This is a genomic window from Klebsiella sp. GW_Kp182 (assembly GCF_040062275.1).
Lineage (GTDB): Bacteria > Pseudomonadota > Gammaproteobacteria > Enterobacterales > Enterobacteriaceae > Klebsiella > Klebsiella michiganensis.
This window is the reverse complement of sequence record NZ_JBEAFQ010000040.1, coordinates 12,927-27,066: the sequence shown is the minus strand read 5'-3', so window position 1 is coordinate 27,066 and position 14,140 is coordinate 12,927. Positions and strand designations below refer to the sequence as shown.

At 60.4% G+C, this 14,140-nt stretch carries 13 protein-coding genes; 7 read left to right on the top strand and 6 right to left on the bottom strand.

Annotated features, from left to right (window positions below):
* Window positions 1-8: 8 nt before the first annotated feature.
* Window positions 9-1,112 (bottom strand): glutamate 5-kinase, encoded by a 1,104-nt coding sequence (gene proB / locus ABLU88_RS17010; protein WP_004848066.1) that lies wholly within the window; start codon window positions 1,110-1,112, stop codon window positions 9-11.
* Window positions 1,113-1,402: 290 nt separating this feature from the next.
* On the opposite strand from proB, the gene phoE reads away from it, so the two are divergent.
* A complete protein-coding gene (gene phoE / locus ABLU88_RS17005) occupies window positions 1,403-2,455 on the top strand; it encodes a phosphoporin PhoE (protein ID WP_046877031.1) in 1,053 nt (350 codons plus the stop codon).
* A gap of 61 nt (window positions 2,456-2,516) precedes the next feature.
* Here the strand turns inward: phoE and ABLU88_RS17000 are convergent, their stop codons facing one another.
* The gene (locus ABLU88_RS17000; RefSeq protein ID WP_025107227.1) at window positions 2,517-3,080 is read right to left on the bottom strand and encodes an NlpC/P60 family protein; all 564 of its coding nucleotides are present in this window, start codon (window positions 3,078-3,080) and stop codon (window positions 2,517-2,519) included.
* A gap of 330 nt (window positions 3,081-3,410) precedes the next feature.
* On the opposite strand from ABLU88_RS17000, the gene ABLU88_RS16995 reads away from it, so the two are divergent.
* Window positions 3,411-4,355, top strand: coding sequence for a LysR family transcriptional regulator (locus ABLU88_RS16995; RefSeq protein ID WP_348837233.1), 945 nt, complete (start codon window positions 3,411-3,413; stop codon window positions 4,353-4,355).
* Here ABLU88_RS16995 and ABLU88_RS16990 read toward each other — a convergent pair.
* Entirely contained in the window at window positions 4,352-5,419 is a 1,068-nt protein-coding gene (locus tag ABLU88_RS16990) for an ABC transporter substrate-binding protein (protein ID WP_348837230.1), read from the bottom strand. The genes ABLU88_RS16995 and ABLU88_RS16990 overlap by 4 nt on opposite strands.
* 222 nt (window positions 5,420-5,641) lie before the next feature.
* Between ABLU88_RS16990 and ABLU88_RS16985 the strand changes: the two genes are divergently transcribed.
* From ABLU88_RS16985 to ABLU88_RS16975, 3 genes are read left to right on the top strand one after another with little or no spacing between them, the layout of a single operon-like run.
* Entirely contained in the window at window positions 5,642-7,210 is a 1,569-nt protein-coding gene (locus ABLU88_RS16985; protein ID WP_014837529.1) for an ABC transporter permease, read from the top strand.
* Window positions 7,207-7,950 (top strand): ABC transporter ATP-binding protein, encoded by a 744-nt coding sequence (locus ABLU88_RS16980; RefSeq protein ID WP_047724342.1) that lies wholly within the window; start codon window positions 7,207-7,209, stop codon window positions 7,948-7,950. Before ABLU88_RS16985 ends, ABLU88_RS16980 begins: the two co-directional genes overlap by 4 nt.
* 23 nt (window positions 7,951-7,973) lie before the next feature.
* The gene (locus ABLU88_RS16975) at window positions 7,974-9,761 is read left to right on the top strand and encodes an aryl-sulfate sulfotransferase (protein WP_348837227.1); all 1,788 of its coding nucleotides are present in this window, start codon (window positions 7,974-7,976) and stop codon (window positions 9,759-9,761) included.
* Between the two features lie 7 nt (window positions 9,762-9,768).
* Here ABLU88_RS16975 and ABLU88_RS16970 read toward each other — a convergent pair whose 3' ends face one another.
* Window positions 9,769-10,566: a helix-turn-helix transcriptional regulator gene (locus tag ABLU88_RS16970; RefSeq protein ID WP_348837224.1), complete on the bottom strand. Its 798-nt coding sequence runs from the start codon at window positions 10,564-10,566 to the stop codon at window positions 9,769-9,771.
* Between the two features lie 100 nt (window positions 10,567-10,666).
* On the opposite strand from ABLU88_RS16970, the gene ABLU88_RS16965 reads away from it, so the two are divergent.
* The gene (locus ABLU88_RS16965; RefSeq protein WP_047724339.1) at window positions 10,667-11,476 is read left to right on the top strand and encodes a sulfite exporter TauE/SafE family protein; all 810 of its coding nucleotides are present in this window, start codon (window positions 10,667-10,669) and stop codon (window positions 11,474-11,476) included.
* Between the two features lie 110 nt (window positions 11,477-11,586).
* A complete protein-coding gene (locus ABLU88_RS16960; protein ID WP_348837221.1) occupies window positions 11,587-12,249 on the top strand; it encodes an HAD family hydrolase in 663 nt (220 codons plus the stop codon).
* Window positions 12,250-12,349: 100 nt separating this feature from the next.
* On the opposite strand, the gene phnE (ABLU88_RS16955) is transcribed toward ABLU88_RS16960, so the two are convergent.
* On the bottom strand, window positions 12,350-13,231 hold the full coding sequence (gene phnE / locus ABLU88_RS16955) for a phosphonate ABC transporter, permease protein PhnE (protein WP_032748154.1): 882 nt from the start codon (window positions 13,229-13,231) through the stop codon (window positions 12,350-12,352).
* Window positions 13,228-14,100 (bottom strand): phosphonate ABC transporter, permease protein PhnE, encoded by an 873-nt coding sequence (phnE, locus tag ABLU88_RS16950; RefSeq protein ID WP_064358636.1) that lies wholly within the window; start codon window positions 14,098-14,100, stop codon window positions 13,228-13,230. Before phnE (ABLU88_RS16950) ends, phnE (ABLU88_RS16955) begins: the two co-directional genes overlap by 4 nt.
* Window positions 14,101-14,140 lie beyond the last annotated feature (40 nt).

Genomic DNA, 14,140 nt, shown 5'->3' with positions numbered 1-14,140 from the left:
TCAGCTCCTTAACGGATAATCATGTCGTCACGGTGGACGGCGACCGGGCCGTATTCATAGCCCAGAATGGCATCGATCTGCTGCGAGTGCTGCCCGGCGATGCGGCGCAGCGCATCGCTGTTATAGCGGCTGACGCCGTGGGCGATATCGCGGCCTTCAAGGCTGCGAATGCGGATCACTTCACCGCGCGAGAAGTTGCCGGTGATGGTTTTAATCCCTTTCGGCAGCAGGGAGCTGCCGCGTTCGAGAATTGCCTGGGTCGCGCCGGCGTCCACGGTAATTTCGCCCGCCGGCGGCGCGCCGAAAATCCAGCGCTTACGGTTTTCCAGCGGCGATTCCTGGGCGTGGAAGCGGGTCCCGACGGAGATGCCCTCCATCACGTCGCCAATCACCCCCGGACGGCTACCGGCGGCGATGATAGTGTCGATGCCCGCGCGGCAGGCAACGTCGGCGGCCTGCAGCTTGGTGCCCATACCGCCGGTACCTAAACCGGACACGCTATCGCCCGCGACGGCGCGCAGGGCGTCATCGATGCCGTAAACGTCTTTAATTAGCTCGGCCTGCGGGTTGTTGCGCGGGTCGGCGGTAAACAGGCCCTGCTGATCGGTCAGCAGCAGCAGTTTATCGGCGCCGGCGAGGATTGCCGCCAGCGCCGAAAGATTATCGTTATCGCCGACTTTAATTTCAGCGGTCGCCACGGCGTCATTTTCATTAATGACCGGCACGATATTGTTATCCAGCAGCGCGCGCAGGGTATCGCGGGCGTTGAGAAAACGCTCGCGGTCTTCCATATCGGCGCGGGTCAGCAGCATCTGGCCGACGTGAATACCATAAATAGAAAACAGCTGTTCCCACAGCTGGATAAGACGGCTCTGGCCGACCGCCGCCAGCAGCTGTTTCGACGCAATGGTCGCAGGCAGTTCCGGGTAGCCGAGGTGCTCACGTCCGGCGGCGATCGCCCCGGAGGTGACTATCACAATTCGATGACCCATCGCGTGCAGCTGCGCGCACTGGCGCACTAATTCAACGATATGGGCGCGGTTCAGGCGGCGGGATCCGCCCGTTAAAACACTGGTGCCCAGTTTTACCACCAGCGTCTGGCTATCACTCATGATTCTCTGCCGTTCAAAAAGGAGTTTCGATATCGAGTTGATGTTGTAACAGGAGTCAGCCCGCTTGCCAACACCTGGCGTGGTGGACGAACCACTTCATTGCGCGGATCGGGCATTCTGGCGGGGAAGTGTGACACATTCATGACGGAAATAATTTAATACCCTTTTTTAGAAAAAGTTCCATATTGTCATAAATTTTTAATATTAGAGCGTTAAAAAACCTGCAGTTTTTGACGGGGCTTCCGCCCGGAATTGATTAGCGCGTATAAATAAATCACCAGGACTGAATAATGAAAAAGAGCTCACTGGCATTAATGATGATGGGTCTTATTGCTTCTTCGGCTACGCAGGCGGCAGAAGTTTATAATAAAAACGGCAATAAACTGGACGTCTACGGCAAAGTCAAAGCGATGCACTATATGAGCGACTATGACAGCAAAGATGGCGACCAGACCTACGTTCGTTTCGGCATCAAAGGCGAAACGCAGATTAACGACGATCTGACCGGCTACGGCCGCTGGGAATCGGAGTTCTCCGGCAACAAAACTGAAAGCGACTCTTCGCAGAAAACGCGTCTGGCGTTCGCCGGCGTGAAAGTCAAAAACTACGGTTCATTTGACTATGGTCGTAACCTCGGCGCGCTGTACGACGTTGAAGCCTGGACCGATATGTTCCCGGAATTCGGCGGCGACTCTTCCGCGCAGACCGATAACTTTATGACCAAACGCGCCAGCGGCCTGGCAACCTACCGCAATACCGACTTCTTCGGCGTGGTGGATGGCCTGGACCTGACCCTGCAATATCAGGGGAAAAACGAAGGCCGTGAAGCCAAGAAACAGAACGGCGACGGCTTCGGTACCGCCTTAAGCTACGACTTCGGCGGCAGCGACTTCGCCATCAGCGCGGCCTACACCAGCTCCGATCGCACGAACGATCAGAACCTGCTGGCCCGCGGCACGGGTAAAAAAGCGGAAGCCTGGGCGACCGGCCTGAAATATGACGCCAATAATATCTACCTGGCGACCATGTACTCAGAAACCCGCAAAATGACGCCAATCAGCGGCGGTTTTGCCAATAAAGCGCAGAACTTTGAAGCCGTGGCGCAGTACCAGTTCGATTTCGGCCTGCGTCCGTCCCTGGGCTACGTGCTGTCAAAAGGCAAGGATATTGAGGGCGTGGGGAGCGAAGACCTGGTCAACTACATTGACGTTGGCGTGACCTATTACTTCAACAAAAACATGAACGCCTTTGTGGATTACAAAATCAACCAGCTGAAGAGCGATAATAAGCTCGGGATCAACGATGACGATATCGTCGCTGTCGGTATGACCTACCAGTTCTAAGCCGTCGCCGGTAAAAAACAATAAAGCCGCCGTGGTGACAGGGCGGCTTTATTTTTGCTGATTAACGGTTTTTCGCCAGATGCAGATTATCGTTATTCATCGTGATCTGCGCGTTATATTCCTTCGGCAGGCGGCGCGCCTGATAAAATACCGATTGCCAGTACGGATTATCCAGCGAAGAGCGCATCACGCCCTGGCTGGTGGAGGCATGGAGGAAATTACGGTCGGTATCATAGAAGCCGACGTGCATGCCGCCTTTAATGCGGAAGAAAACCAAATCTCCCGGCCGCAGCTGCCGCGGGCTCACGCGTTCTCCCATATGCAGCAGTTCGCGGGTGGTGATGCGCTCCATCGGCAGGTTGAAGCGATCTTTGAGCGTACGCCAGACAAACCCGGAGCAGTCGACCCCGCTTTGCTCCGTCCCGCCCCATTCGTAGGGCGTTCCCTCCCAGGTATGCATCTGATCGTGCAGCGCGGCGATCACCGGGATCAGATCGTCAGAACCTCCGTCGATGGTCGCGTGGCTACTCTGGGCGGCGGTTTTATGCGGTTTCGATGAGGATGAACATCCTGCCAAAAGCAAAAAAGGAACAAATAATAGCGCGTGAGAGAGTCTGGGCTTCATATCATTGTTTTTCGTCACTGAAAACGGGCCGTGATATTTTATAGCCGATTCGCTACGGCCTCAGAATGACCAAAAGCAAAATTTACGAAACCTTACGTAAATAATATAGGTCGGATACGCGGTGAACATCGGCGGTCTTTATTTTCGCCGGGAGCGCCTCATTTTTCATTAATAAATTTTTTCTCCGTGAAACAATATTTCACAAATATCCACATGTCGTGCGTCTGTTCCGCTTCAGCGCAAGGTGAAAGATCCTCATCATCCCGCCATTGCGCCGCCACGCTGCCCTCCAGTACTTTTGTAGACTAAAAGAGAGAGTGGGGCGGGCTAATGCATCTGGATTTTCGCCAACTGCGCAACTTTGTCGCGTTAGTTGAATACGGCAGTTTTAATCGCGCGGCGGAGGCGGTGTGCCTGTCGCAGTCGGCGTTCAGCCGCAGCATTCAGGCGCTGGAGCAGAGCGTCGGCCATCCGTTATTCGATCGCCAGAGCAAGCTACCGACGCTCACCCTGCACGGGCAAAAGCTGCTGCCCTACGCCCGCCGCTTTCAGGAGCTGAACGTGGAGCTCAGCAGCCAGCTGCGCGAAGCGGACGATGCGCAAAACGGCGAGGTCGCTTTTGGCTGCGGCCCGGCCCCTGCCGCAAGGCTGATTCCGGCCGCCGTCGGCGAGTTTCATCGCCTTTTGCCGCAGGCGAGGGTGCGCTTTCAGATTGATAACTGGCTGGCGCTGCATCAGGCGCTGACCTCTCAGCTCTACCCTTTTGTGGTCGCCGACAGCTGGCAGGCCGAGCTCGACCCGCAGCTGCGCGTGCAGCCGCTCAGCCCGCAGCGCTGCTTTTTCGTCTGCCATGCCGATCATCCGCTGGCCAAACAGGGGCCGGTCTCTATCCAGGCGATGCTGCGCTACCCCTTTGCCGCCCCCTATCTGCCGCCGGGCGTGCGCAAGGTGCTGGCGACCCTCAGCCAGCAGCAGGACTTTACCCCGGCGATTCAGTGCGATCATATCTACGCGCTGCTTGCCACCCTCGCGCAGACCAACGCGATTAGCTTCGCCAGCGAGGACGGCTTCGTGCTATGCCAGCACAGCCATCGGCTGGTTAAGCTGGAGCTCAGCGATCTGCCTGAGGAGTGGCGGCTGATGCAGACCCGGTTTGCCATTATCTCTCCGGTTCACGCGGCCCAGCCGCCGCTGGTGGAGAAGCTGATTGAGATTATCCTTCATACCGATCGTCAGCATCAGCTTCAGCTGCTGGCGCAGGAGGAGAGGGGTTAACCGGCGTTTTTCGCCTGGCCTTTGGCATCGTACTGCGGCCAGCGGTTTTCCAGCCCCTGGGCTTTCAGCGCCTGCTCGACAAACTGGCCGTCTACCCACTGGCTGACGTCAAAAGCGCTGCGGATTAGCCGCCCGGATTTAGCCTGTTCGACGCTATTGCTAAAGCTGTCGGTCAGGAACGGGTCGATACGCGGCGAGGTGGTAAAGTTCAGATCCTGCGGCTGCATCTCTTCGAGAAACAGCGCCTGCGGGATCTGGCTCTGCTGCGCCATCTCGGCGGACCAGGCGTCGCGATTGGCCGGGTCGCTGATTTCCGCGGCGTTCTTCACCAGCACGTTAACGATCTGCTGGGTCGCCTGCGGCCAGGCGTCAATAAACGCCTGCGTGCCGAGGAACCCCGCCTGAGTCGTGTTCTGGCGGCCGGAGTCACCGCTTTTGACGACCACATCAATCTTATCGCCGCGCAGCGCCAGCAGCGAAACGCCGCCCCACACCGCATCGACGCGACCGGCCGCCAGCGCCGCTTTGCCGGCGTTCCAGTCAAGGTTGATCGTCTGCAAACTGCGCTCATTGAGGCCGACGGTTTGCAGCGCCCGGTCAAAGGCCAGCTGGTCCGCCGTGCCGCGATATACCGCGACCCGTTTGCCTTTCAGATCGGCCAGCGTTTTAATCCCCGAGGCTTTGGTTACCGCGAGCCAGGATTCCGAGCCGCGGCTGCCCAGCAGCAGGCGCGTCGGCAGCCCGTTGGCTTTACCGATGATCGCCGCCAGATCGCCGAGGTAGACAAAATCCAGCTGGCGGTTGGCTAAGGCTTCATTTACCGCCGGGCCCGCGCCTTTGAAAAACTGCCACTGCACTTCCACACCCTGCGGTTTAAACGCCTCTTCCAGCTGATGGCGGATAAACGCCATGCCGACCGGCCCCTCAATAAACGGCTTGCTCCCCGCGCTCTGGTCCGGCACGCCGATGCGGATAGTGCGTAGCGTTTCGGCCTGGACGTTGGCCGCCAGGCCGATAACCGCCACCAGCGCCAGCACGGTGCGGTTGAATATTGCTTTCATCATAACGTGTTGCTCCCTTGAGTTTTTTCTCACCCTAAAGAGCCGACGGGTAACGTGTTAAATGCTTTTATTCGCCAAGCATTGCCGAAAAAAAGCTAAATCAGAAGCCGCGTGCCTGCCAGGCTGAAATGCATTTGATGCATCGGGATTATTCGCCTTACGCAATGGCGGCGAAGGAGAAGTCACGTTTTGATAGCGGCATAACTTGCCGAAAAGTGGACCGATATGTCGCAGATGATCTTAAGAACCGATGCCCCAGGCAGGCCGGGCTTCAGGCTTAACGGCTGGCCGTGGCTGCTGCCTGCGCTACTGCTGCTGCTGTGGTACATCGCCGCCCGCGAACGATGGATGCCGGAGCAAATTTTGCCCGCGCCGTCGGTGGTTGCCGATACCGCGCTATCGCTGCTGAGCGGGGATCTGCTGGCGCAGTGGGGATTCAGCCTTCAGCATCTGGCGCTTGGCCTGCTGCTGGGCGCCATTGCTGGGACGCTGCTCGGCGCGCTGTTCGGCCTGGTGCCGGCCGCCGCGCAGCGGGTGGAACCGCTGTTCTACGCGCTGGCGCAAATCCCGACGCTCGGCTGGATCCCGCTGTTTATGGTGCTGTTCGGGATTGATAACGGCCTCAAGCTGGCGGTTATCATCAAAACCACCGTAGTGCCGATGACCATTAACACGCAGCAGGCGGTGGCCGGCGTGCCGCTGACCCTGAGTGAAGCCGCAAAGGTGATGAACTTTTCCCGCTGGCAGCGGCTGCGCTGGCTGGTGATCCCCGCAAGCCTGCCGGGCTGGTTTACCGGCCTGCGTCTGGCGCTATCGCAGGCCTGGGTGTCGCTTATCGTCGTCGAACTGCTGGCCTCTTCAGAAGGCATTGGCTACCTGATGGTCTGGGGCCGCCAGCTGTTTCAGCTGGATATCGTCTTCGTCACCATTGCGGTCGTGGGGCTGAGCGGCATGCTGATGGAGTGGGCGGCGAACCGCGCCTGTGCCCGTCTGGTGTTCTGGCCGCAGCCTGCCGCCGGACGCCTGGCGTGGAAACCGCAGGCCAGCTGGCGGGCGCTGCAGCTGCCGCTGGTCCTGCTGGCGCTGTGGCAGCTGGCAAGCTCGTGGGGCTGGATCGATGGTGCGCTGTTCTCTTCGCCGCTGGCGGTGGCGACGCGTTTTATTCAGGGCGCCCTGAGCGGGGAGCTGACCGCGGCGATGCTGGCAAGCCTCGGGCGAGCCTTTGTCGGCGGCGCGCTGGGGATTGCGGGGGGCCTGCTCTGCGGACTGCTGCTGGCGCTGCGCCCGCGCGCCGGGCAAATCTTCACGCCCACGCTCAACGTGCTGCGCCATATCGCCCTGTTTGCCTGGCTGCCGCTGCTGACCGCATGGGTGGGCAACGATAACGGCGGCAAAATCGTTTTTATCGCGCTGGCGTCGTTCTTTCCGATGTTCTTCAGCACCCTGCAGGCCGTGCTTCAGCGTAACCCGCAGCTCGACGAAGTCGCCAGGGTACTGCGCCTGGGCGAGTTAGCGCGCCTGCGCAGGGTTATTCTTCCCGGCGCGGCGCCGGGGATCTTCGCCGGTCTGCGGCTGGCGCTGATTTACGCCTGGCTTGGCAATATCGGCGCGGAATATTTCATGTCCTCCGGCGTCGGCATCGGCAGCCTGATGATCAATGCCCAGCAGCTGCTGGATATGCCCACCATTCTCTGCGGCATGGTGCTGGTCGGTATTACCGGCGCGGCGCTGGATAAAGCCGGACGTTTACTGGAAATGCGCGCCACCCGCTGGCGTCAACAGGAGCAGCTATGACCTCTTCAACCCTGGTCTCTTTTCGCCACGTGCGTAAATCCTGGCAACAGGTGACGGCGCTACAGAATTTCAGCCTGGATATCGCCGCCGGTGAACTGGTGGCGCTGGTGGGCAGCAGCGGCTGCGGTAAATCGACGCTGCTGCGGATGCTGGTAGGCCTTGAATCAGCGACCCAGGGCGATATTTGCATTAACGGCGAGCCGGTCACCGGCGTGGGCAAAGAGCGCGGCATTGTGTTTCAGGAGCCGCGCCTGTTTCCCTGGCTTAACGTGCTCGACAACGTGATGCTCGGCCTGGCGGATGAAAAGCTCAGCCGGGCGGCGAAGCGCCAGCGGGCGCTGGAAATGCTGGAGCGCGTGCAGCTCAGCGAATTCGTCAACGCGCTGCCCTCGCAGCTCTCCGGCGGCATGGCCCAGCGGGTGGCTATTGCCCGCGGCCTGGTGGCCCGTCCGCAGATCCTGATGCTCGACGAGCCTTTCGGCGCGCTGGATGCCCTGACGCGCCACACCCTGCAGCAGGAACTTTTACAGATCCACCAGCGCGCGGGAACCACCACGCTGCTGGTGACGCACGATGTGGAAGAAGCCGTCGCCCTGGCCGATCGCGTCGTCGTGCTTTCGCCGCGTCCGGGGCGGATACGGGAAGTGGTAAGCCTGGCGCTGCCCCATTCGCGCCAGCGCGATGATGCCGCGTTTATCGCAGCCTGCCGCCAGATTCGCAACCTGATTACTTCTGCCTGATTCTATTATTTAAGGAGCAACATATGGGACATCCTTCCGTCTACCCGACCGGCGCCACCCTCTACGATCCGCAGCGCGCCTGGAGCGGCTATACCCTTTTCCAGGCCACCGAACACGGCGCGGTGCTGGTGGACATGAACGGCCGCGTGGTGCGCGAATGGCCTGAACTGCACGGGTTTCCCAATAAAATCCTGCCCGGCGGCGCCATCCTTGGCCACAGCGGCGAGCGCGACCCGCGCTACGGCATGCAGGATATGCTCGATCTGATCCAGGTGGACTGGGAAGGCAACGTCACCTGGAAATTCGACCGCTACGAGCAGGTGAGCGATCCCGGCAACGCCACGCGCTGGATGGCGCGCGCGCATCATGACTATCAGCGGGCGGGCAACCCGGTGGGCTATTACGCGCCGGGGCTGGAGCCGCAGGTGGATGGCGGCAATACCCTGATCCTTGCCCACACCAATCTGGTGAATGAAGCGATCTCCGACAAGCTGCTGCTGGACGACACCATTATTGAAGTCGACTGGCAAGGTAACGTGGTATGGGAGTGGCGCTGCAGCGACCATTTTCACGAGCTGGGCTTCGACGATGCGGCGCGCACCGCGCTCTACAAAAAACCGAATATGCGCGCCAGCGGCGGCGGAATGGGCGACTGGATGCATATCAACTCGATGTCGGCGCTGGGGCCGAATAAGTGGTACGACGCCGGCGATACGCGTTTTCATCCCGACAACATTATCTGGGACGCCCGCGAATCCAACATTATTGCCATTATCGACAAACAGAGCGGCAAGATCGTCTGGCAGCTGGGCCCGGACTACAGCAAACCGGAGCTGAAGCACATCGGCTGGATCATCGGCCAGCACCATGCGCATATGATCCCGCAGGGGCTGCCGGGCGCGGGCAATATCCTGATTTTCGATAACGGCGGCTGGGCCGGATACGGCGCGCCGAATCCGGCGTCGGCGGATGGGGTGAAAAACGCATGGCGCGATTATTCACGGATCCTGGAGATCAACCCGCTGACCCTCGATATCGAATGGCGCTACTCGCCCTATGAAGCGGATCTGCCGCAGCCAACCGATTCGTACCGCTTTTACAGCCCCTACATCAGCAATATGCAGCGCCTGGAAAACGGCAATACCCTGATTAACGAAGGATCGAACGGGCGCATTTTTGAAGTGACCCGCGACCACGAAATTGTCTGGGAATATATTTCGCCGTTCTGGGGCAAGACCCTGAACAACAATATGGTCTATCGCGCCTACCGCATTCCCTACGGCTGGATCCCGCAGCTGGCGCAGCCGCAGGAGACGCCGATTGCGGCGGTGGACGTGCGTACTCTGCGCCAGCCCGGCGCGGCGGCGGCCGGTCCGGCGCAGAGCGTGGTGCGGGTGGCGGGCGTACAGCCGTACAGTAAAAGCGCTGATGCGCTGTGCGTGGCGACCGATAACGATACCCTGCGCCGCAGTCCGAAGCTGTTCCGCGTCGCGGAAAGCGCGTTCACGCCGATAAGCGCGGCGGGCGAGCTGGAGAGCGAACGGCCCGTGCTGCTGTTCGTCGGCGCGGAACGCTGCGTGCACTGCCGCAAGCTCTGGCAGCTGCTGGCGCATGAAAAGCTCAGCCCGCGGCTTGCTCAGCTGGATACGCGCTATCTGGATGCCGACCGGCATCAGGATCTGGCGAGCGACCTCGGCGTGCGCGGCCTGCCGACGCTGCTGCTGATTAAACCGGGGCAGCCAGCATCGCGCGCGCCTGCGCAGCTCTCGGTGGACGCGCTGCTCGACTGGCTGCATCGCGCAGCCGGGTAATCCGCGACTACGGCGGGCTGGCGTGTGCCGGTCCGCCGTTTATCTGGCGGATAAACGCCATCGGCGAATAGCCCATCGCTTTGCGGAACATCGCGGTAAAGGCGGCCGGATACTCATAGCCCAGACTGAGCGCGACTTCGGTAACCGAACGCCCCTCACGCAGCGCCGTCATGGCGTACATCAGGCATGCCTGCTGGCGCCAGTCGCAAAACGCCATCCCGGTCTCCCGGCGAAACAGACGATTAAACGTGCGTACGCTTTTACTCAGTTTTTGCGCCCACTGCTGCGGCGTACTGCGGATGCTCGGCTGGCGCTGAAAATCGCCGCATAGCGCCGCGAGGTGGCTGTTCTGCGGAAGCGGCGTAAACATCGGCAGCGGCGCGGCGGCGCGCAGTTCATGGAGCAGCAGCGCAATCAGGGCGGCATCGCGCCCGCTCTCGTCATACAGCAGCGGTAGCTGACAGGCGGCCAGCAGCAGCTGATGGGTCAGCGGAGAAACCTGTAGGACTTCGCAGCGCTCGCTATCACGCGGGGCGTCCCGCGCGTCAATATACAGGCTGTGGGTGCTGACGCCGGGCATCCAGACGCGATGCGGTTTCGTCGCCGGGATCCAGACCCCGCTGAACGGCGGCACCAGCCACTGGCCGTCATCCGTTTCGACCTTCATTAATCCGTGCATGGCGTACAGAAACTGCGCCCGGCGGTGGCTATGTCGCTCCAGAAGCGTGTTGGGCGGATAGTCGCTGCCCAGCGCCAGCACCCGGCGAGGAAGATGGTCGACGTCATTAATCGCAACGTTGCGCATGAAGATAGCCCTGGCTGAAATTCGTAATAGATTGGCTTTAAAGCGTAAGCCGGCCACGGCGTTATTCTATATCGTTACCTCCTTTTGTGAAGGAGTGCGAATGAGCGACTGGCTTTTTCTGTGCGGCATACTTTCCGGCGTGACCACCTGGCTCTTTGGCTTCGGCGGCGGTTTCGTCACCGTCCCGCTGCTTTATTTCCTGGTGACCGGCGCGTGGGGCGCGCAAAGCGTCGTCGGGCAACAGGCGATGCACATCGCCGTCGCCACCTCGGCGCTGGTCATGCTTTGCTCCGCGCTGCTGGCGAGCTGGCGACACGCGCGTACCGGTACCCTCCGCTGGCGCCGCTTATGGGCCATGCTCACCGGCATTGCCGTTGGTGGAACGGCCGGCGCGCTGCTGGCGCTTGAGGCGAGCGGGGCGTGGATCCGCTGGCTGTTCGTTATCTATCTGCTGGCAACCGTTGCCGATTGCTACCTTCGCGCCGGATTTATGACCCCGCCATCCCGCCGGGTGATACCGACGGTGCCGCATGAGCTAACGGTAGGGGGGATCATTGGCCTGATCGCCTCTTTTCTCGGCGTGGGTGGAAGCGTGATGACCGTCCCTCTGATGCGCCGTCGCGGCGTGCTGATGGCTGAAGCGGCGGGGATGGCCAACGTGCTAACGCTGCCGCTGGCGGCAACGGCGACGCTAACCTGGCTGTTGATGGCCTGGCTCTCGCCGGTGGCGTTACCGAATGGGTTTGTCGGCAACATCTGGCTGTCGGCGGCGGCGCAGCTGGTGGCGGGAAGCTGGCTGGGGTTAAAAATCGCCTCCCGCTGGCTGGCGCGTTTACCGGACCGCTGGCATGTGCGAATTTATCCGCTATTGCTGATTGCCGTGCTGCTGGTGATGAGCGTGTGGGGATAATGAGGGACGCGGCGCTGCGCATCCATCCGAGAGTAGTCCGGGTCATTCTGCTGTCATTTTTCTTGCGCATGCTCTCGCGAGACGCCGTGGCCGATAAAGGAAAATAAACGATGGGTAAAACGCTGACCATTTTCGATCTGGATAATACGTTAATTAAGGGCGACAGCAGTACGCTGTGGAGCCGCTTTATGGTGCGCGAAGGCTGGGTAAACGATCCCGATTACCTGGCGCGGGAAGCGATGCTGATGGACGACTACGACCGCGGCGAAATGAATATCGCCGATTATGTGGCTCTGATTCAGGCGCCGCTGATTGGCGTCGCAAAGCGGGACGTGGATGCGCTGCTGGCGCGCTGCGTGCGCGACGAAATTATGCCGCGCGTGTATCCCCAGGCGTGGGATCTGATTCGGACTTTACAGGCTAAAGGCGAGCAGATGCTGGTGATTTCGGCCTCGGTCAGCCTGCTGGTGCAGGCGGTGGCGGCGCAGCTGGGTATCGAACAGGCGCTGGGGATTGACGTTGAGATGGCCGACGGCGGCTATAGCGGCGTGATTGCCGGTACGTCGAGCTATCAGCAGGGGAAGGTGGTGCGCCTGGCGCAGTGGCAACAGGCGCATCCTGAATACTCGGGGGAGGTGACCTTCTACACCGACTCGATCAACGACCTGCCGCTGTGCCTGCATGCCGATCGCGTACGGCTGGTCAATCCGTGCCCGCAGCTGGCGGCGGCGAACGCGCAGCACCAGTGGCCGGTGCTGGCGTGGCGGCTGTGATTTTTCCCCCGGGTCGCGGCGTAAACGCCTTACCCGGGCTACTTTTTCGTGCCGTTTGGGTAGCCCCGGACAGGTGCACAGCACCGCCTCCCGGGAAAAACTAATCAGCTTTAAACAGCGGCACCGCGCTGCCGCCGATATAGCGGCGGCGCAGCCAGGCGGACAGCGTATCCATCGCCATCACCACCGCCACCAGCAGCAGGGTAATAAACATCACTACGTCCCAGTTCCACAGACGCATATTTTCCGCATAAATCAGGCCAATGCCTCCCGCGCCGACAAAGCCGAGCACCGCGGCGGAACGGGTATTCGATTCAATCTGATACAGGCTCAGCGCCAGGAACGTCGGGAAAGACTGGGTAAAAATGCTGAAACGGTGCTTCTGCAAACCGTTCGCCCCCACCGCCGTCAGGCCGCGTCCCGGCGAGCGATCAACCGCCTCGTGTCCCTCTGCGTACAGTCGGCCCAGCAGCCCGGTATCCTGCATTATTATCGCCAGCACCCCGGCCAGCGGCCCGAGCCCCACGGCGCGGACAAAAATCAGCCCCCAGATAGCCATATCGATACCGCGCAGCACGTCGAACAACCGGCGCATCAGCAGGGCGATCGTTCCCGGAATCACGCCGCGCATAATATTCCGCGCCGCCAGAAACGAGAGCAGCAGGGCGATGACCGTCGCGGTAAGCGTCCCGGCGAAAACAATCGCCAGGGTAATGGCGATTTGCGTGAAGTAATAGCGAAACGGCCAGTTGAAAAAATCGTGCCAGACGAACATCCGTAGCAGATAGCGGCTGATTTGCTGCAGCCCCGTGGCGAGCTGCTCGCCGCTGATGCCGAACTGCATAAAGAACCAGACATAGTAGAGGGCGCTGGCCAGCGTCAGCAGGCCGACGTAGCGCAAATAGCGCCCCTGGGCCTGGTATAAATGCCGATGCTGGCGACGGCTGGCGGCGATATCCGGTTGATTTTGCCACTGACTCATTTTTTCCCCTCCAGAACCCACTGCCGCAGGCGGCCGGATAGCATATCCAGCAGCGATACCACGATAATAATCAACAGCAGCGTGATGCTGACCTGATCGTACCGGTCCAGTTTGATATTGGTCATCAGCTCCTGGCCGATGCCGCCCGCGCCCACCAGCCCGAGGATCGTTGAGGAGCGGAAGTTAATTTCGAGGCGCATAAAGCCGTAGGAGAGAAAGATGGGTTTCACCTGCGGCCACAGGGCAAAGCGGATACGCTGCAGATGCGACGCGCCGCAGGCGGCCAGGCCGCGTACCGGTTTATCCTGGGCGCTCTCTACCGCTTCATAGAACAGCTTGGTCAGGCTGCCGATGGTGTGGAGCATTAATGCCAGAAAGCCGGGGATCGCCCCGATACCAAAAGCCATCACGAAAATCACCGCCCACGCCAGCTCCGGCATGGTGCGCAGAAAAGCCACCAGCACGCGGACGGCAAAACGCAGCGGGGCAGGGGACCATGCATTGTTGGCCGCAACGAACGCCAGCAGGGTGGCAATCGCCACCGCCACCAGCGTGGACGCCAGCGCCAGCTGCAGCGTTTCCCAGATAAGGGGCAGCTGAATGGGCAGACGATAGCCCCAGTAAGCCAGAGAGCCTTTAGTGTGCGAATCGGCAAACAGGTCGGCGACGTGCAGTGTCGGCAGCGTCTCAAACATGTAATCGAGAAAATTGGGCAGCGAGTGCCAGATAGTAAAGAGATTAAACTCGGCCATACTGCCGGCGGCAAAATAGAGCGCCAGCAGCAGCAGTGACCAGCTAAAGGTGTCGCGCTTTTGCCGCGAGCGGATCTGCTGGTAATAGCGTTCGAATTCGGTATGGGTATTATTCATGCGTCGCTGTGTCTTCAACGAGTCGCCGCCGCCCGCGAGA